Source organism: Escherichia sp. GZ89 (assembly GCF_019366485.1).
Classification (GTDB): Bacteria; Pseudomonadota; Gammaproteobacteria; order Enterobacterales; family Enterobacteriaceae; genus Escherichia; species Escherichia fergusonii.
The window spans coordinates 139,687-160,393 of record NZ_JAEOHX010000002.1 but is presented as its reverse complement, the minus strand read 5'-3'; the positions used below and the strand labels follow the sequence as shown (position 1 = coordinate 160,393).

General features: G+C 46.4%; 12 protein-coding genes and 1 tRNA gene. 5 read left to right on the top strand and 8 right to left on the bottom strand.

The features are described 5' to 3' along the window. Positions 1–11: 11 nt before the first annotated feature. A complete protein-coding gene (gene zorA1, locus K0335_RS05130; protein WP_104920077.1) occupies positions 12–2,201 on the bottom strand; it encodes a type I Zorya anti-phage system protein ZorA1 in 2,190 nt (729 codons plus the stop codon). A 466-nt stretch (positions 2,202–2,667) separates the two neighbouring features. Here zorA1 and dndB point away from each other — a divergent pair, with 466 nt between their 5' ends. Genes dndB through dndE form a run of 4 tightly spaced genes read left to right on the top strand, consistent with a single transcriptional unit; the run spans position 2,668 to position 7,721 of the window. Next, positions 2,668–3,753, top strand: coding sequence for a DNA sulfur modification protein DndB (gene dndB, locus K0335_RS05125; RefSeq protein ID WP_000179016.1), 1,086 nt, complete (start codon positions 2,668–2,670; stop codon positions 3,751–3,753). Continuing rightward, entirely contained in the window at positions 3,750–5,366 is a 1,617-nt protein-coding gene (gene dndC / locus K0335_RS05120) for a DNA phosphorothioation system sulfurtransferase DndC (RefSeq protein WP_000041166.1), read from the top strand. The genes dndB and dndC overlap by 4 nt, the downstream gene beginning before the upstream one ends. 1 nt (position 5,367) lies before the next feature. Next, positions 5,368–7,368, top strand: coding sequence for a DNA sulfur modification protein DndD (gene dndD, locus K0335_RS05115; RefSeq protein WP_000905899.1), 2,001 nt, complete (start codon positions 5,368–5,370; stop codon positions 7,366–7,368). Continuing rightward, positions 7,368–7,721 carry a DNA sulfur modification protein DndE gene (dndE, locus tag K0335_RS05110; RefSeq protein ID WP_000937300.1) on the top strand — a complete coding sequence of 118 codons (354 nt, stop codon included), beginning with the start codon at positions 7,368–7,370 and terminating at the stop codon, positions 7,719–7,721. Before dndD ends, dndE begins: the two co-directional genes overlap by 1 nt. 57 nt (positions 7,722–7,778) lie before the next feature. Here dndE and K0335_RS05105 read toward each other — a convergent pair whose 3' ends face one another. The 7 genes from K0335_RS05105 to K0335_RS05075 all read right to left on the bottom strand — a co-directional run bounded on the left by K0335_RS05105 (position 7,779) and on the right by K0335_RS05075 (position 19,417). Continuing rightward, complete coding sequence (locus K0335_RS05105) at positions 7,779–9,002, bottom strand: DGQHR domain-containing protein (protein WP_001032040.1); 1,224 nt, start codon at positions 9,000–9,002, stop codon at positions 7,779–7,781. Continuing rightward, positions 8,995–9,519: a hypothetical protein gene (locus tag K0335_RS05100; RefSeq protein WP_000521194.1), complete on the bottom strand. Its 525-nt coding sequence runs from the start codon at positions 9,517–9,519 to the stop codon at positions 8,995–8,997. Before K0335_RS05100 ends, K0335_RS05105 begins: the two co-directional genes overlap by 8 nt. A gap of 60 nt (positions 9,520–9,579) precedes the next feature. Continuing rightward, the gene (gene dptH, locus K0335_RS05095) at positions 9,580–14,667 is read right to left on the bottom strand and encodes a DNA phosphorothioation-dependent restriction protein DptH (protein WP_219393752.1); all 5,088 of its coding nucleotides are present in this window, start codon (positions 14,665–14,667) and stop codon (positions 9,580–9,582) included. Beyond that, on the bottom strand, positions 14,648–15,970 hold the full coding sequence (gene dptG / locus K0335_RS05090) for a DNA phosphorothioation-dependent restriction protein DptG (protein WP_000283228.1): 1,323 nt from the start codon (positions 15,968–15,970) through the stop codon (positions 14,648–14,650). The genes dptH and dptG overlap by 20 nt, the downstream gene beginning before the upstream one ends. 4 nt (positions 15,971–15,974) lie before the next feature. After that, positions 15,975–17,624, bottom strand: coding sequence for a DNA phosphorothioation-dependent restriction protein DptF (gene dptF, locus K0335_RS05085; protein ID WP_001274545.1), 1,650 nt, complete (start codon positions 17,622–17,624; stop codon positions 15,975–15,977). Positions 17,625–17,867: 243 nt separating this feature from the next. Further along, positions 17,868–19,133, bottom strand: coding sequence for an integrase arm-type DNA-binding domain-containing protein (locus K0335_RS05080; RefSeq protein ID WP_104920075.1), 1,266 nt, complete (start codon positions 19,131–19,133; stop codon positions 17,868–17,870). 199 nt (positions 19,134–19,332) lie between these two features. Then, a tRNA-Leu gene (locus K0335_RS05075) sits at positions 19,333–19,417 on the bottom strand. Between the two features lie 195 nt (positions 19,418–19,612). On the opposite strand from K0335_RS05075, the gene ahr reads away from it, so the two are divergent. Further along, positions 19,613–20,632: an NADPH-dependent aldehyde reductase Ahr gene (gene ahr / locus K0335_RS05070; RefSeq protein WP_104920074.1), complete on the top strand. Its 1,020-nt coding sequence runs from the start codon at positions 19,613–19,615 to the stop codon at positions 20,630–20,632. Positions 20,633–20,707: the final 75 nt, after the last annotated feature.

The following is a 20,707-nucleotide window of genomic DNA, read 5'->3' as shown; positions in this document are numbered from 1 at the left end:
GCCGTCACCCCTTAGGCTCGTACGCGTGACAGAACATCATCAAGCTCACTGACACTTTCTCCGATTTGTTCGACGGAACCCGCGAGCAGGCTAGAGGCTTTCGCCATTTCGACGTCAAGTTTGCCCAGGGTTTTATCCAGGCTGCGTGAAACACCTTCCGAGAAGTCTTCAAATCCTTTCCCGAGCACGTCACTGACATTTTCCATAAAGGCCTGTGCTTCCCGGTTATAGCTCTGCAGACGCTCACCGTGCTGCTTAAGATCGGCGATGAATTGGTTGCGTGTGGTTTGTTCAGACTGCGTATTTGCGGCGAGCAGCTCCAGCATGGCAATGGATTTGCTAACAGCTTCCCGATTGTTACGATAATCAGCCACAACGGAAGTGAGTTCGCTGGTGGCAAGGGAGAGTGATGAACCTGCCGATTGCGCTTTATTCAGCACGTCAGCGGTAAGGTGGTTTGCTTCCGACACCCGATCCCCTGCATGTTCAAAGCGTTCGGCTGCCAGACGCATTTTGTCCGCGCCGGTTTGCATATCTTGAATCTGCCGGTTGGTTTGTTCTGCGAGCAGACGAAGTGTTTCTGTCGTTCCCTGATGCTGGCTGGCAACAGTGTCGATCAGCTGTTTAATCTGATCGTCTACCTCGCTCATCACACGCTGTGTTTGTTCGTGAAGGGACTGCTGATTCGCCTGCTGAGTCGCTGAAATCTGTTGCTGGCCCTTATCAATCTGCCCAAACAGGCTACCCAGTTGTTCACTAAGCGACTCGACAGAGGCTGCCATTTTTTCCATTGTGGCGCTTTGTCCCTGCTGCACTGAATTCTGAATGGCTTCAATAAAGGCGGTCATATGTTCTGCTTGGGCTTTTTCTCGCGCCTCGCTATCAGCGAACATTTTTTCCAGTTGGCGAGCCATTCGCTCTCCGGCACCTTCACCTTCTGCGCCAATTTTAGCCACCGAGGCCTGAAGGCTAGTGAGCATGTCATTCATGCCAGCCTGCATAGCTTGCTGGCCAGATTTCATCTCTGATAACAGTTGCTCGATGAGCTGCGCGCTGCCCTGGCGGGTATCATCGCTCACCTGACGCATATCTTGTAATAACGTGGCGAAACCGGTTTGCATTGTTTGAATGGCGCCAACGGTTTGTCCCATCATTTCGTTGAGGTTTGTAAACTGCTGACCAAAGGTGGTGTCTAGTTTCGACATAAACGCGGTCAGCACATCCTGCAGCATGTTTTGTACCATGCCGCTTTGATCACCGCTGGCGGTCTGAACCGCACCGGCAATTTTATCCAATGGCGACTTCAGGCTGTTTTCAATCGCGCCGCTGACCTGGTCGGCAAACTGTGAACCTGACTCGCGGTAAGTTGCGCTTAACGTATTAGCAAGGCGTTCATTTTCGACTTTCTGGCTCTCGGCCAGATGCAGCAACATATCGCGTAAATCAGTGACCAGACTCTCTTTCAGATGGCGTGCCTGGGTTGCGCTTTCATTACTTGATTTCACCAGTGAGGCAAGGTACTCCTCGCCAACGCCGCTGTCATAAAGCGAGTCGAGAGATGCGGTGAATTTTTCCAGATATTTGTAGCACTTAGCGATGGATAATTTTTCAAGCCAGGTGACCAGAATGGAGGCGAAAATAGCAAATGCAGAACCCAGAAAGGCGTACAGCACATCGCGCAGCAGATTATTGACGCTGCTGGAGACCTGCTCCGGTGTGCTGGGGTCGAAGTGGTTGAGACCAATCATCAGACCGTAGAAGGTGCCGATAATCCCCATACCGGTCAGAATACCGGGCAGGTGTTTGAAAAATTCGGTGTTCAGCGGAATATCGACCAGTTGTTGCTCCGAGAAAAAGCTAGCGCTCGGTGCAGTAGCCCGAATACGGACGATTTTTTCTTCGCCATCCTCCAGTTCATATTGTGAGTGCAACGATTCTTCGAACTCATTCCACGCATGCCTGAGTTCAGGCCGCTGAAACAGGCTCTTAAGGTGCTCAAGCTGGACCTCTGGCGCACTTTTTTCAATGCTGGTAATTGATCGCGTGTATTTTTTTAGTCCATAAATAATTCTGATGGATCTCAGCAAATAAAAGAAAATAAAGCAGACAAAGGCAAAGGTAACGAGGCCGATAACGGTGAAAGGAACCCAATGGGGTTCCACAGACGTAAGCGCCACTAAGAGGGAATTAAGCCAGGACATTGTTTTACCCGTTTAATATATTAATCTGTACTCGGAATTACCATCGACCACATTCTGATTACCTTTAATCAAAATTTATACGCTGCAATGGTTGTCACCGCATCGCTTCTCCTGAATGGCTGAAGCCACTCGGGCGGTTAATGATAAAAGTAGAATAAACAAGCGAGACGGTGAACTAGTTTCTTCTTTTTTATCCTTCAAAAGCAACCGTCTTCGCTCTGTGTCGTTAGTAATCGCCCCGTCCGGGTATCATTTTGCCGCTATAATCGCAGTCGAAAACGGTATACGTTAGCGCTCTACTGAAGAACAGAGCATGTCTGCACGGTTGCTCTAGGTTATAGAGCAAAATTGCGGGTATATTGAAAGGTGGTACGCAATTTATTACGTGAAAAAGCTGTAATTTCTAGCCAGTGTTACGTAAAATATAACGTAACTAAATTCACCTTATGCTTTTACGGATTACAGCATGGCTAGTGTTGATGCAGATTATTGCTACTCTTTTCCAGCTATACGTGGCATTCAGGCTGGTCGTCCTTTCTACATTGCCACGTGCCCGATGCGCATCATTCCCAAGATATTCAGCTTTGATGAAAATGACGTACCACCTGAGCTACGCGCGCAGCGGACGCTGAATAAATCACGTATCCCCGAAATGGTGCGTTATCTGCTGGAAAATCCAAAAGATTATGTGTTTTCAGCTCTGACAGCGTCTATTGCCGTTGACGTTCAGTTTGATGAGTTTCCCAACTCCAACAACCTGGGGACGTTATGCGTGCCAATGGATGCACAAATTCTGATCAATGACGGTCAGCATCGCCGTAAAGCGATTGAAGACGCTTTGGATGCTCGCCCGGAGCTAGGCCAGGATAATATTCCGGTGTTGTTCTTTGTTGATGAAGGCTTAAAACGTAGCCAGCAGATGTTCGCCGATCTGAATAAATACGCCATTCGCCCCAGCCCGTCGCTGGCGTCTCTATACGATCATCGCGATGCCAGTTCAAATCTGGCACGTTACCTGGCGATGTCCATAGAGCCGTTTGTTGGGATGACAGAACTGGAAAAATCTGGCATCAGTCAGCGGTCGAATAAGTTATTTACGTTGAGCAGCATCAAGCAGGCTACCCGCGCATTGTTGGGTAAAGATCCCAAAGAGAACAACTTTGAGGAATGCACCCAAATAGCAACCCAATACTGGCAAGCTATTTTTAGCGTGATGCCAGATTGGCAGCTAGCGGCTAAAAAAGAGGTTTCACCGGTTCAGTTACGACAAGATTATGTTCACGCTCATGGCATTGGATTGCAGGCACTTGGGCAACTGGGATATACCCTGCTAACGGATTATCCTGAGCAATGGCCGGAGAAAATAGCTGCACTTAAAACTTTTAACTGGCGCAGAAACAACCCGGAGCTCGTCAAACGTGCGATGCAGCACGGCAAACTGAGTAAAACCAGTACGGCGATCCAGCTCACCTGTAATGCGCTAAAAACCGCGCTCTCAATCCCCCTCACTCCTGAAGAACAGGAGCTTGAAGCTCAAATGGTTGTCTCATGAGTAAATTAGTTCAGGCCTACGATTTGGCCGAATACGAAGATTTTATTAATCAGGAGCAGTTCGCTGGACGCCCTCTGGCCGAATATGTTGCTGAGGTTCAAAGAATTTATTGTGCGGATAAGCGTCCGTGGGTAATTGGCTATAGCGGCGGAAAAGATTCTTCCGCCGTGATCACGCTGGTGTATCTGGCCCTGCTCGGCCTGCCCCCGGAAATGCGCAGCAAAGATGTTTTTGTAGTGTCATCCGATACGCTGGTGGAAACACCAGTAGTAGTAGATTTAATTAAGAAAACGATGTTGCAGATCGAGGCAGGCGCAAAGCGTAATGGCCTGCCGATCACTCAACATGCGGTAACGCCTAAAACTAATGAAACCTTCTGGGTCAATTTACTGGGGAAAGGTTATCCGGCCCCAACCCGTAGTTTTCGCTGGTGTACCGAGCGTATGAAAATCAACCCGGTAAGTGACTTTATTAAAGATAAGGTCAGCCAGTTTGATGAAGTAATTGTTGTCCTCGGCTCACGTAGTAGTGAGAGTGCCTCCCGTGCGCAGGTCATCGCCAAGCACAAAATTGATGGCTCACGCCTGGCCCGGCATACCACTCTGGCAAATGCGTTTATCTATACCCCTATTGATACCTGGGATGTAGAAGACGTCTGGAAACTGCTGCGCGGCGCGTTCCGCTATGCTCCTGAAGATATCGACGAATGGGAAAGCCCGTGGGGTGGAAACAACCGTCCTCTGTGGACGCTGTATATGGACTCTTCCGCACAGGGTGAGTGTCCCCTGGTGATCGACGAAAGTACCCCTTCCTGCGGCAACTCGCGTTTTGGCTGTTGGACCTGTACCGTTGTCACTAAAGATAAGGCGATGGAAAGCCTGATTAAAAACGGTGAAGAATGGATGTCTCCATTGCTGAAATATCGTGATCTGCTGGCGTTTACCACCGATCCGGTGAATAAAGACACGTTTCGAAACTATAAGCGCCGTACTGGTAAGGTGAGCTATCAGTACGCTAAAGAAAGTGATGAGCCGGGGGCTGAGCGTAAGCATGTTCCAGGTCCTTACTGGCTAAAATACCGTCAGCAGTGGCTGAAAGAGTTGCTGGAGATTGAGCGCGATTTAAATGCTCAGGGCCATACCATTACGTTAATTACCAAACCAGAGCTACATGCGATTCGTCAAGAGTGGTTGAAAGATCCTAATGAACCAGACTGGTATGACACGCTGCCGGGTATTTATCGCGAAGTGTATCAGCAGGATTTAGACTGGGTGGTGGACGATCAGTCGCGCTTTGATGCCAGCGATGCAGATCTGTTGGTGCAGATAGCGCAGGGGTTTGACGTTGTGCCTGAAATGGTGATGAAACTCATTGAGCTGGAAGTTTCAATGGAAGGGTTAAGCCGTCGTCAGGGCATTTTTGACAAACTTGGCACGATTTTAAAGCAGGACTGGGGCACTCTCGAAGAAATTGAACAACAACAGGTCACTCTGCAAAAACGAGTTGAACGGGATATCCATCAGGAAGAGCTTACAAAGCTGGAAGCTGAACTTCAGGTTTTACAGCGCAGAATTGTTGATGCCAGTGGATCCCTGACTGGGGAGGAGAAATAACGTGCTCATTAAACAGCTGGTATTACGTAATTTTCGAGTATTTAACGGTACACATACCATTGATCTGGCACCCAGAAAGCGTCCGCACGATTTGAATCCACGACCTATTGTGCTGTTTGGTGGTTTAAACGGCGCAGGGAAAACGTCTATCCTGTCGGCGATCCGCATCGCGTTGTATGGACGACTGGCGTTTGGGCTAGCGACTCAACAGCAAGAGTATATCGAACAACTCAGCGCATTGATTCATAACGGCGCATACTATATTGAGCAGCCGGAAGAAGCGTCTGTAGAATTGACGTTTACCTATAATAAAGGCGGTCATGAGGCCGAATTTACCGTTACGCGAACCTGGAAAAAGGGGAAGAGAGACCGCCTTTCTCTGCAACAGGATGGGCAGCCACTCAGTGAGCTGGATTACGATCAGTGCCAGGGATTTCTAAATGAGTTAATTCCGCATGGCATTGCTGATTTGTTCTTTTTCGATGGCGAGAAAATTGCAGAACTTGCTGAGGACGAATCCGGTAATATTTTACGCACTGCCGTTCGACGCTTATTGGGGCTGGATCTCATCTCTAAACTGCGTAACGATTTAATGATTTTTGTTAAGCGTCAGCAATCCAGTCAGCTAGCAAGTTCTCAGCAACAACATATTGCAGAGCTTGAAAAACAGAGTAAAGAATTAGCCTGCCAGACAGAAGCACTGCTGGAAAGCGCCGATTTTGCCAAATCGCGGATTGAGTTTCTGTCTAAAGATATAACCCGTTATGAAGGCTTGCTAAATGCTCAGGGGGGCGCTTTTGCCCAGACTAAAGCGCAGGAAAAACAGAAAGTCGAAACACTGCTAAAAGATAAAGAACATCTGGAAAAAGCACTGAGACAAGAATGCGATGGCTCGCTACCTTATGCGCTTGCACCCACTATTTTGTCTCGTTTGCTGCAACAAATTGCTGATGAAACGCAGATTAAACAGGCAAAAAGCTTTGAAAAAGAGCTGAGCCAGTTTTTAACGCAACTCAGAAATGATATTGCATTTCGTTCTGCAGGGACTGGCAAAATAGCAGCTGAAGCGATTACCGATAATCTAAAAGATTATATGGCAACGAAACCAAAAGGTGATTTGCTCTTTGATATCTCTGAGCGTGAAGCAGGTATGCTTCAACAGTCTATTGAGATAGATAGTAAAAGAGCATGGCAGCGTTTTGAGCTTTATCGCACACAGTTATCTGAGATTGAACAACAGTTAGAACAAGCGGCTGCTAATATTGCCCGCGCTCCTGAAGATGATCAGCTGATGGATCTCTTTGAAAAATTACGTGGCCTAGATAGGCAGCGCGAAACCCAATTGCAGAAATATCGGTCATTGCTGGAAGATGCTAAACGTACAAAACAGCAGCAACTGGATTGTGTTCGCCAGATTCAAAAAGCGCATGACGCCGCTCGTTATCAGCACAATTATAGCAGTGCGTTTAAGAATGCTCAGGAAACGATAAATTTACTCGATCGCTACAGTGATGTATTAACCCAGGCTCGGGTAAAAACGCTGTCGACAAACTTCGAGCTTGCTTACCGTAAGTTGGCTCGCAAAGAGGATTTACAACTTAGTGCACATATCAACCCTCAAACGTTTGATGTTGAATTAATTGATGAGAATGGCTCAGTAATTAACCGTAAGTTACTTTCTGCTGGTGAAAAACAGATTTATGCAATTGCTATTCTTGAGGCGCTGGCGAAAACCTCTGGCCGTGATTTACCAGTGATCATTGATACACCATTGGGTCGTCTGGACTCTCAACATCGAGATAAATTGATTAATCACTACTTCCCTGAAGCCAGTCATCAGGTTGTATTGCTTTCTACCGATACTGAAGTAGATGAACGCTATTTTGTCGATCAGTTGCGTGATGATATCTCTCATGCTTATGAGATTGTGTTTAATGCACATACTAAATCATCGACCCTGAAACCTGGTTATTTCTGGGAATTAACTAAGGAGGCTATCTGATGCTCCCAAATCGAATGGCGCTTAGCCGTCAGACTGAAGATCAGCTTAAAAAGCTTAAAGGGTATACTGGGATTACACCCAATGTTGCCGCCCGACTGGCGTTTTTCCGCTCGGTAGAGAGTGAGTTTCGCTATTCGCCGGAGAGAGATAATAAGAAGCTGGATGGTACGCTGGTGTTGGACAAAATTACGTGGCTAGGGGAAACGTTGCAAGCTACGGAATTGATTTTAAAGATGCTTTATCCGCAACTGGAGCAGAGGGAGATAATTAAGGCATGGGCATCGCATGTTGAAGATGGAATTGCAGGATTAAGAAATTATCGTACATTATTATCGATAGTTAAAGCCTTATAACTTATTATTTACCTTATACGCAATGCCAAAAATAAAATTTCGGCATTGCGTAATCTTTTAGATATCCGCTAATAGTCTTTCGTACTCTGAATAATCCGCATCATTTTTTATATTCAAATCACTCAGCATTTTTATTCCTGAAGCAACAATAAGAGTGTTTTTAATTCTAACCCTTAATTTTGACTGAACACCAAAAAATGGATCGTCAAAATTAACAAGCGATGCTTTTTCAAACAATTCGTTAATATCAAAGTGTAAATAGCCATCATCTTCGCAGATTATTTTAAGAAAATCAAAGCATGCCTGTATACCCAGTGTTTTTTTGAATACATTATATTTCCATAGATTATTTACAATGGCTTCAAGAAAATTTAAAATGATATCAAATAATGTTTTATCTTTATTGTCAATATATAGTTTTCTCAAAGGGGCTTTATATGGCATACTCATCAGCATATTTCTATCACGACCTTCAGAAACTTTTTTAGTTTGCAATATATCTCTGTCGGTTTTTGGATTACTTGTAATTAATGATAAAATTCCATCAATTATTGATGCCATTGATATAGTTGAATTTGAACCTCCATTCACGACGCCTAGTTTTATCTTTCCTCTAAGTGGTGATTTTTCATCTTCTGATAAAACGCGAGTGAAATAAACTGCAAGAGTTTCTGGTGACCAAGATGATGGCTCACCTTGTTCCATATCAAATTGGAATAGATTATAAGCTAGATTTTTATCCACTCGTCTTTGATTAATGTTTATATTGGTGAAGATTCTACCATGATAAGCTAATGGGAGATCTAAATATACTGAACATAACAACTCCATATCTTTGCAGTTTGAATTAGTAAATCCAAAGACTCGATGTTGACCATCAATAATAGAAGCTAATTTCTCTCCTGTTGGAATCGTAAGATAATAAAAACCATTATCTTTTTGCTCTATATCCCAGCGTACAGCTTCATCTGTAACCAAAGTTCCATTACTAGAGTAATTAACACCCAATATAATTGAGTTTGGGAAACTAGCATCTACTGTTTCAGTATATCTCTTTATTTCCTCAAGCCGAGACCTAGTTGTAACCCTTTGGTTACCAACTAATTTATTGATAAATGTACCAACGTGAGAGATAGATTGGTCTTCATAACCATCTAATATCTCAGCTCGAATTGTATAGCACACTTCTAGCAAAACTTCAGCAGGAATCGATACAACATAAAAATCCCCTAACGGTTGTTCTACTTTAATTGCTGGCAACTTCATTGGGAATTTATTCATTTCTTTCACCATCTTTAATATTAGATAGGGCAGCCTCTTGATATCCAGTAGGATCAGGTTCGGCTTGAGAGGTATCATTATCAAACTTATCGTCATTTACATTAGCACATATAAATATAAGCAATGTAATAAGGGTACCAATATTCAATAAATATGAACTTCCTGTCTTTGTTGTTAAGTACCCAACAACACAACAAATAAGAGCAAGAACACCAAATATCATCCCTAAGCCTAAAAAATCCTTTGTAGATTTTTGGTTATTTAAGATCACATCCACACATAAGGTTCCAAGTATAGCAAACGAATAAGTAAAAACATTTACACTCTCAAAAAATGATGCATTTTTATCCCCAGATATTATTGCTGACAAGTAAGGAAGCCATAATCCAACACCACCGACAAAAAGTATTCCTGCAAGAAAAAAAGCAATGAAAGAGATACTATTAAATGTGTTAACAATCCGTCCCCATAACTCTTTGAGGACACTCCCCCATGGACTATGCCTCACCTTCCCCATGACTGGACTCCCTTACCGAAAGAAATAGAGGATTTAGCACTATATGCCGGGCGAAACATCTTATTTTTCATAATTTAACTCCCAGAATGCCTTATCACGCATCTTCTTAACCTGCTTATCTCCATCAACATACAGGCTAAAATGCTTCTCAAGCTGCCGAATCTGCCCCATCAAAGATTCCTGCTCTCCTTTATCATCAACGTTAAATACCGCCTTGATATCCGCGTTCCTAATTTCAGAAACACGATGGATCACCCAGGTCAAAATATAAGAGGCATAATTATTTTCCCCGGTCTTAAAGTGAGTAATCTCCTGAGTTGACAGGATCGCACCAACGCCATACTCACGGCCTTCTTTAAGGATCTTACGGAGGCTGGAAAAATCCTGACGCATAAAGTTATCGGCTTCGTCCACCAGAATCATTTTTGTGAGCTGACGATAATCCCCCCGCACCACCGGTTTACCGCGCTTTTGCATCTGAGCGTAAAACAGATCCAACGTAAGTGCGACTACCAGGTTTTGCACTTCTGGCGGGTAACCAGCCAGTTCGATCACGGTGACGCCGTCAATCAATTCGTACAGGCTGGTCATCTTCTCCGGGATAGTCTCGAATATCTTGTAACGCGCCAGTTTAGAAAGTGCTGCGTAAAGCGAATCTTCTTCAACCTTCTCCTGATCGAGGAAGCGCTGCCATACATCCTCAATTGTCGGCGCAGTCCTTGACCATGTTGTCGGATCTTCCGCCGAAATACCTGCCGCTTCGTAGCATTCTAAAATCAGATTTTCTAATTTGAGCTGCTGTTTATGGCCCAGCCCATAGGCTTTCGCCATCGTTTCCGATAGTCCACCAGCGGTGTGGATTGGTAACATTGGCGTGTCGCCAAAAAGAGATAAGGGGTTGTAAGGCAGCTTAAATAACTTGTACTTTTTGGCCCCCGTAGCATCAATAAAAGCCTCGTCCACATAGTCTGATTTGTAGTCGAAGATCAGCAAACCAATAGGTTTACCTTCAACGTTACAGGACTGATTACGCATCAACTGTGTGACCAGTGATTTAGTAAACTGGGTTTTACCGGTGCCCATCGTTCCAATAATGCCCGTATTGGTATTCATGAACTTGGCGGTGTTGGTTGGCTCCCAATGTAACGGGCTCTGACGCACAGCATCATGACCAAACAGGACCTGTAATGGAGTATCGCTAATATCAGGTGTCGCCACCGGTACAGCAGGCTGTAACGACTCCGGTTCCGAAATGGACCGTGCAGTAGCCGGCGTTGTGACTTCTACCACAACTTCGGGTTGTGAAGGAGTGGCATCACACTCTGGCTTAAGTCGGTATTTTTCCGGCACCCGATAACGTTCCGCCAGCGGTGGTTCATTCCCCTGCGCAGCAATTAGCGAAGGCAGCAGTGAATAAGGGATTTCAATCTGTAAGATATTCTCCGGTGTCTCTTTATAAGAGAGATCGAAGCAGGTTGCGCTGTCCACATGCGCCACGACGAAGCCGTTCGCATAGTCGGTCAACTCACCTAACTGATAGTCACCCGTTAACCACCATTCGCGTCGATCCAGCAAGGGAGCCAGTTTGTCGCTGTCCAGCACTCCATACAGGCGCAGTTTCTCCACCTGCATCAGCACCTGACGTATAAAGAGCGCCCGGTACAGCTGTGATGCCAGCGTCTGTGGTTCCAGAATGTCCTGCTGTAAGTAGCGTTTCAACTCACGAGCCTGTTGGCCTGCATAGCTGTAGTCCGGTCGCGCCCCAGTTTTAACTTCCAGCGGCAACAGATAGAGGCGGTCTTCTTTGAATCCCACAAAGAGTACATCATCAGAGATGGCACCTTTACGATAACCCTGTAAATTTCTCGATAAATCAGTCTCTTTCATTTTCAGCCCGACATTGCCGGACACGCGGATCATTTCGGCCACCGATAGCGGAATCCAGCAAATATCGGACTGGTGCAACATGGATTGCACAAATTTGTACGCGCCTATAATGCCGTGTTTCTCTTTACGCTCCCTTTCACTGGAGCGCAGCATTTTCAGCAGCCATTCACCGTTAAAGGCATTAAATTCAGCCAGCAAATGCTGACTATCAACAGCAGGTTGCCCTGTCTGGCTTCCTGTCTGGAGCAACCGCAGGAACAAATCAACCTGCTTCGTGACGGTGACGGCATCGTAGCCTGCGCAACTGGTGTACTGGTCAGAATAGTGGATAAGCACCACATCTTTCTGACTGGTGAAAAAGTCGAGGGTGACTTTAGGATCAATGATGGTGGTCCAGAGCGCGCTATTGTAAGAGTAATTGAGCAGCTGTTTAAAATTGCCACTCACGGCCAGGCCGATCCCTTGTCCATGATACTGGCTGTTGCTTTGACGTGCGGGTTGCCACAGGCAGCCGATTAGTCTGGCAAGACGCAGGGCGCAATAAGACTCAGTATCCACATCTCGCAGTCCAAAGGCGGTAAAGTAAGCATCCCCCTGCGTTTCGGCACCTTCCCCAGCGATCAACCCATGACACAATACCCCGCTTGATGCATCTTCAATGCGGATCTGGCGGCAATCTACAGGTGCTGTATTGGTGAAAAATGCCAGATGCGCATAGGCCAGCTTGTCGCTTTCTGACGGCAGGACAAACTTGCTGAACGTTAACCGGCTACGCAGCAGGTCAATCAGCATATCGGCTTCTGCCCGCCATACGCCGCTGTTCAGATCGAGATCGTTTTTAAGCTGCTCATAGCTACCACTTTCGGCAAAGTGATCGAACATATTAGGCAGCAAACGTTCATCGTAGCAGTTCACATGCACCGAAATAGCGTGCTCTTTTTCTTGCTTAAAATATTCTACTAATCCCAGAAACAGTTCTTTGGCATTCCCTTGATTAATGGCATTGATAATCAACGCACTGTTTTCAGCGCTCTGGAACAACCGGGCGTAAGCGTCCGTGAACTCATTGAGTTTGTCTTTTACCAGACGTTTAACGTAGTCATGGCTGACCTGCCGCTGGGGAACCGCGTCAATCCAGAAGCGGTTTTCTTCCACCGGCTGTAGTTGCGCGTATTCATGCTCACTGTGGTAAACAAACGGCATTAATCCGGAAACCATCAGGCGATCAAGAGTGATCGGCGGTAGTGTGGCAAATGAAGCCGAATCGTTCTGTTCCGACTCCGCAACGATAGCTTCTGCCAGTTGTAGATGGTAGGCCAGCACTAATGGGTGCAGTGGTGAGAGACGCTCATGGCTATCATTGCGGCAGATCCCCAGATGGAGAAGACGTTTCTCCTGCGCTGTCAGCGCTCTGCTCAGGCCGATTTGCTGGAGTGACTGTTCAAACGTAGTAACAATGTAGCTGACCAGTGTGCGATACTCTGCTGACCACGACACCAGACTCGGTAGGGTGTTACGACGATGATAGTAGGCAAATAACTGCTCATAGGCGTTATGGAGATCGGGGTAGCTGGCAAGAAGTTCATCCAGCGCAAACTCACTATCGTCACTTCCCGTACCTAGCAGACGTTGTTCAATTAATGAGGCTTCCAGTATCAACAACTGCTGGCGTACACCTACGACCTTGTGTTCAGTATTATCGAGTATGATGCGCCCTTTTAGTCGGTTCCAGGTTGCATTGCCCTCTTCTTTGAACAACTTATTGAAACGACTTTGGTCAAAAAGCAACGGTAACGTTAGCCCTTCTTCTGCTCCTGGCCCCTCGATGTTAAACGACAGACGGGAATCACCGGAAACGAGCACAAACTGAACCAAGTCACTTTGATTTGCCAGCGTCTCAAAATTCACCTGAGCATAATGCTGGCAGTCGATGTCTTCGCTCTCGTCATCCAACGTAAATATGAAGTTGCCAGACTCTGCAATACGCAGCGTGTTATCTTCCAGTTGAAGGGTTATTTGATCTTTACCTGGCTCGATACGGTAACAGTGCTGAATATCGTTTAGCCAGAATTGTCCCTGCTCGACCAACAACAGGCGAAATTTATACTCTTCGGCTGAATTATTGCGGTTGGTCAGTTCGAGACTAAAGAAGCAGGGATGCCCATCAAAAGGCACCGACGCCAGAATGCGGGAAGTCTTGCCGCCCGCCCGGCTGGTGCGCCAGAAAGGTGCATTCTTTAACTGACGATTATGGGCAATCTTTATCTGGTTATCCTGAAGATCGTTGCCCTGAAAACTGAACTCCAGCTCAGCTTTTGATTGTCCTGGCTGCACCTGCACCAGCAGGCTGATGTCACGTTTGCCTGCCTTACTGGCGCTTTTCGCCCGTTGCCAAACCTCGCCATTTTCGACGGAGACGTTTTCCAGCACCAGTTTTTGTTCACTATTCTGTTCTTTCTCTTTCCTGTAGTCGGAGAAATCGAGTTCACGCCAGTCATCTTTATCGTAAAAATGCTCCTGAATGAATTTTGAACTAAACTCAGGCAGCACATTCTCCAGCTGTCCACTGTAGCGTTCAACACTATCTTCTATCTGGCGATATAATTTCCGGTTTTCATTCAGTCGGGTGCGTAGCTGCTTCTGGCTATAGTTCAGTAGTTCATCATCTTTAAACAGATGAAGCTCGGAGAAATCCAGATTGCCATCATCCAGCAGGCGATACAGCGACGAAAAACCAAATACGGTCGCGCCTTCATCCAGTACCGTCGCCAGTTGATCCTCCAGCAAACAACGGGACAATTCCGAACGGTTACTGTCGGTGGTAATGAGCTTTTCCAGTTGATGACTGAAAGTTTGTGGGTACCAGATAGCATCCGGTGCCGCCACGTCTTTCGTGCTGTTAATCAGGGTATCGAGCATACTGTTGTGAATAATCAACAGCGCTGTTTGGGCAAAAATGCCGCTGCGCCCTGCAACTTCATCGCGCAAATGAGAAATGTAGTTTTCTGTGAATGCTGGAGCCTCAGCACCATGCAGTACAGGAATAAGCTGAATACCATTGCAGGGGAGGCAATCAATATATTGCCCTGACGCAATTTCCAGCCGATTGCCGTTCGCCAGAGAGACGAATGCTTCCCAGAGTTTTAGGGCATTATCGGGATCGGGAGATTTGAACTGGTAGCGCTCGCCAGGCTGAATGATGCCACCTACCCATTCAATAAAGGTTTCTGCCAGATAGGTTTCATACTGTTTTACGGACATACACGGCGTCTCCACTATCACTCATTCGCTCTACATTTCCCATGCGTTCATAAAACGCCACCAGCGTTTGCGCCGACTGGTTGTCAAGATAAAAACCGCGCTGTTCAAAACCACGCAGCAGTTCATGCAGGCGGAGTTTGTCATTTTTGCCCACAGTGAGATTGGTCAGTAACAGAAGACGATCCTGATTCAGCACCAGCACTTTTCCTGCCCGACCACGGACCTGAATGAAGTCAGTGCAAATCTGGTTTTCCAACTCGTTAACGTATTTACGATTGACCGTGGCGCGGTCAGTTTTTTTACCCTGAAACTGCTCTACGGCAACGGCTAAGAGCTGTTTGAAGGCATTTTCCAGGTTTGTTGCGCGTTCACGAAGCGGGAGGCCTCGATCCACAATAAAATCCTGCAAATAAACGTTAAGGTCATTAAGTACTCGGGCAGATGAGTCTGAATCATTCAGAGTATCTTGATAAATCTGCCATAACGGACGCTTTTTCTGTCCTTTTCCCCACTGCAAAACCTCAAGTGCAGAGAGAACCGGGAACAGTTTTTCGCTCTGGCTAGCGAACAGCTTATAACCATAACGTTTCACCTTTTCCCGTTCGGAGCTGGCTTTTTCGCTATCAAGAATAAAAAACAGTGATTTGCTTTGTGGTTCGCCATCCTGCCAGTTGTCCAGATTGAGCGCCAGTTGAGCGCACCAGCTAAAAGCGTACAAACGTAGGGTGTTGGTCAATTCCTGTAAAAGGTACTGCGGATGTTCTGCCAGAAATGCCAGATCAGACTGAAAACACGTTACCATATACGGGAGATACGGTTGCTCTTCGGCAAACGGTCCTTTCCCCAACAGCTTTATTTTTTCATTGAGCTTATTCAGCATTTGCTGCTCGATGAAGTTCAGTCTGTCCTGTATGGGATAACGGAGGCTGAAATCTCCCATCAAATTGGCAAATAGCGTGCCAAGTCGTTTATCTGCCGTTGAACCGGCACTTATTTTTTCACCATTAAACTGGGCGTGGAACAGTAAAAAAAGTGGGGAGACACGGAAAATATCCTGACTGGAAAAATACATCCGTTCCAGCACGGACCAGAATGCAGGCTCATCAAGCAGCTCCTGCAGATGTGTTTTACAATCTTCACGGAATTGTTCGGGATCGTAAGCTTCGATTTTGCGTTTCAGGGCGTAGCTAAGGACCAGACCGGTGACGAATTGCCAGCTAATATCGTTATTTTTATTGCGCACAGGCAGGTAACTATCCAGTTGATTGTTACCCACTTTTAACTCGTTTGCGATAGGGTACATTCTGCTAACTCTCCATACCGCTAATAGTGATCATATCGTCATCCGCCTTTGCACGATAAACCCGTTGTCTGCCATCATAAAATTTGATTTCGCTGCTGGATTTAGCCTGCTCCGCGATCAACTCAACAATTTCATCCAGTAACACGATGGCATTTTTATCGTATTTATTCGGACGATAGCCATTATTCAACTTGTCCAGTAATTCGAACAAATTAAGCCCGATATGGATATGCGGCAGTGGATTTCGCCCCACCTTTAAATAGACATCGAAGCCAGTTGGATGAGCCGTATGTTTATTACGGATAGCATCCCAATCAGGCTTCACCTCTACCGGTGCGGTTATTTTTACCCCACCAAACTCACCCAAAAAGAACTCTTCTTTTTGCATACTTAATTCAGGTGCTTTGCGGTTAGCATAGCGCTGGATACCCGCGATAAGCTCAAAAGCATAGAAGCGATTCAGTGATCTTTTTTGCTCCGGATCTGCTGTGTAATTTCTATGCAAATGCCAGATTTCTGAGTAACGTTCAAACAACGATTCGTTAAAGAACGCGGAAAATCTCCGATGATAATCATTACCCAACGACTCGTGCTGCAACAGCCAGAAAAGCCGGATCAAGGAGGTTGCGTCACCGGGCTTAACGCTCTGGCGATCAAACTTAATGTGCAACGGCTCAAGTGCGGCTAAAAAATCATCGAGATCAGCGTCAACCAGTCCCAGTTCATAGCGCAAAACAAACTGATCAAGTTCATAGGTGTGCAATCTGGCGGGATCAAAATCGGAAACTTTTTTAATCAGATCATTTTCTGCACCGATAAAGAGATTATCAAATAAGTAGCCAGGCCCCATCAACAGATGATGCAGAAAGTCCAGCAGCGTTCGGGTCGTGACAAACTGGTCTTTAATCAACCGCGCTTTAAAGAGCTGCGTAATTAATACATTCTGCACGCCAGGCATGCAAAGCAATTTAAAGTTTGCGACCTCTTTTAGATCTGGATTAATTAACTCATCGCGCCGAAAGATAAACTGAAATAAATTGTTATCATCGTCTCGAGTTAAGTTATCTAATAAGGCTTTAATAAATGATGAATAGTTTTTATTTTCGTTAAACTGGAATTTAGGATAGTGTTCAAAATCAAAAAAAGAACAATTCTCGTTACGATAAGGACGGCTTGCATCCTGCTGCCCTGATAAAAATGAGTCAATTGCAGACCGGATCACCTTATGGCATTCAGCACCTTCTCGGGCAAAGTTGGCAAGCATTCCGGTGTTGATGCCAATGAGCAATGGAGATGACTGCTGATGATGATTAGCAAATAACTCATTCAAAGCATCAATAGCTGATTGTCGAGGGGCAAAACTATGAGTGGCATCCAGATGGAAAATAAATCGCCGCTGATAACGCGGATCTGACTGACAGCGGGTTAAAATTTCGGACTTTCCGTCCCCGCTACTACCACACAAAAAAATGATTTCACCGGGTCTAGCAACATCCAGATAGCGTTGCAATTCAGTTTCAATCTCTTGTTTAACAAAGAGTTGTTCCTTTAACTGATCGAACTCATCCTTCTGACGGTGTGTTACGGTGGTGACGGAAAACGAAGATGACTTCGCAAGTACACCCAACGCTTTACGTAATGTGATTGCGCTCATAACTTCATGTTCTCTAAAGTAAGAATTCGCCTATTCTATAAAAGCTAACCCACGATATCTATAGGCCCTTCGACACAATCATTACGAGCGATTTCAACATAGTATCTTTCCCTATTCGTACAGCGTTACCAATGATACAAAACACTTCCAAAGACGGCGGGTCAAATCCAAATCTATCAACCAGCCTCCAAAGTGAGGCTAGTTGAGCTGGTTGATTAGTTGTACCTTAATTAAACATACACACTAAATATTACCCCGATTAATCTTCGCATAGTCAAACGGGCTAATCCCCTTCTCCCGATTCACATCTAGATAATCCGCCCACCATTGCAACATCAATCGTCTCTCATCCAAATGTTCCGCCTTATGAATATAAGCCGCCCGCACAGAGTTACGCTCCATATGGCTCATCTGCCGTTCAACTGCATCTCTCGACCACAATCCAGATTCAATCAACGAGCTACATGCCATGGTCCTGAAGCCATGACCGCAAACCTCAATCTTAGTGTCATATCCCATCACGCGCAGCGCCTTGTTCACTGTATTCTCACTCATCGGTTTACAAGGATTGTGATCTCCAACGAAAACAAAATCGCGCTCGCCACTAAGCTTGTGAACCTGTTTAAGGATTGCCAGTGCCTGACGAGAAAGTGGCACTAAATGAGGAGTACGCATTTTCGAGCCACGTTCCGAATGCTTCACTCCTTCAATAGCTTCTCGTTCAGCCGGTATTGTCCACATTGCCGTTTCAAAATCTATTTCAGACCAACGCGCAAAACGCAGTTCACTTGAACGAATAAAGATTAACAAGGTGAGTTCAACAGCCAGACGAGTTAAAGGGCGTCCCGTGTAACTATCAATTCTGCGGAGTAGTTCAGGTAAGCGTTTCAGCTCAAGTGCAGGACGATGAACACGGTTACTGGAAGCAACTGCCCCAGCCATCTCCTGAGCAGGATTGTAATCGATCAAACCGCTTTGCACTGCATAACGCATAATCGCATTGGTACGCTGCTGAAGACGCGAAGCCACTTCAAAACGCCCTGTAGCCTCAACTCCTTTGATAGGAACAAGGAGATCGCGCGTGCTAAAACTATCAATACTCCGCTTCCCAATTGCTGGGAACAAATTATCTTCCAGGCTCTTTAACACCCTTCGGCTATGTTCTTCTGACCATTTTTTATTAGCGGCATGCCACTCTCTGGCAACTGACTCAAAGGTAATATCTTCTTTCGCCAGTTCTTCTTTCACGGCCCGTTTGTGTTCGCGAGGATCGATTCCAGCAGCAACAAGCCTTCTGGCCTCTTCCCTCTTTTGACGAGCATCAGCGAGGGATATTTCAGGGTAAACCCCAAACGCCATCAGGTGTTGCTTGCCACCAAAGCGAAAGCGAAACCGCCAGTATTTTGAGCCGTTAGGGTGAATAAGCAAAAACATGCCATCCCCATCGACAAGGGTGTACTCCTTTTCCTGCGGTTTTGCAGAACGCACTTTGATATCTGTCAGAGCCATAAAAGTTCTCCTTCCATGTGCTGCCGTGAGTATATAAGCATTATCGAACCAGCATATATACTCGGTTCTATACTCACAAGCATGTTGATGTGGGGTAACTCAGATTGACGTCGGTTGACTGAAAAGCGGGGCAAGGCCTTGCGGATACTGGATTTTAGGCACAAAAAAAGACGTCCGTTGACGTCTATTGATGTTCCGATGGTGCCGAAGGCCGGACTCGAACCGGCACGTATTTCTACGGTTGATTTTGAATCAACTGCGTCTACCGATTTCGCCACTTCGGCACTGAAGAGGTATGCGGAAAACGTTGTGGATTATACCTGTCACGCGCCACCATGCAAGCGCCAGCTTGCTCCCACCTCGCTAAGTGCTGAAAATTTCAGCATTACATACCGCGATGTGTAACCTTTGTCACACTCCAGGCACCCCGCCCTGCCATGCTCTACACTTCCCAGACAACACCAGAGAAGGACAAAAATATGTCGATGATAAAAAGCTATGCCGCAAAAGAGGCTGGCGGCGAACTGGAAGTTTATGAGTACGATCCCGGTGAACTGAAGCCACAAGATGTCGAAGTGCAGGTGGATTACTGCGGGATCTGCCATTCCGATCTGTCGATGATCGACAACGAATGGGGATTTTCACAATATCCGCTGGTTGCCGGGCATGAGGTGATTGGTCGCGTGGTGGCGCTCGGGATCGCCGCGCAGGATAAAGGTTTGCAGGTCGGTCAGCGTGTCGGGATTGGCTGGACGGCGCGTAGCTGTGGTCACTGCGACGCCTGTATTAGCGGTAATCAGATCAACTGTGAGCAAGGCGCGGTGCCGACGATTATGAATCGCGGCGGCTTTGCTGAGAAGTTGCGTGCGGACTGGCAATGGGTAATCCCACTGCCGGAAAATATTGATATCGAATCTGCCGGGCCGCTGTTGTGCGGCGGTATCACGGTCTTTAAACCACTGTTGATGCACCATATCACTGCCACCAGCCGCGTTGGGGTAATTGGTAGTGGCGGGCTGGGGCATATCGCTATAAAACTTCTGCACGCAATGGGATGCGAGGTGACAGCCTTTAGTTCTAATCCGGCGAAAGAGCAGGAAGTGCTGGCGATGGGTGCCGATAAAGTGGTGAATAGCCGCGATCCGCAGGCTCTGAAAGCACTGGCGGGACAGTTCGATCTCATTATCAATACCGTGAACGTCAGCCTCGACTGGCAGCCCTATTTTGAGGCGCTGACGTATGGCGGTAATTTCCACACCGTCGGTGCGGTTCTCACGCCGTTGCCGGTTCCGGCCTTTACGCTGATTGCGGGCGATCGTAGTGTCTCTGGCTCTGCTACCGGCACGCCTTATGAGTTGCGTAAGCTGATGCGCTTTGCCGCCCGCAGCAAGGTTGCGCCGACCACCGAACTGTTCCCAATGTCGAAAATTAACGACGCCATTCAGCATGTACGCGATGGTAAAGCGCGCTACCGAGTGGTCCTGAAAGCCGACTTCTGATCCCTTTGCCGGGTGCCTGTCGCCCGGCTTTTAAATCTCTTTGGAAGGCGTCTCGCAATCTGCTGAATTTAGCGG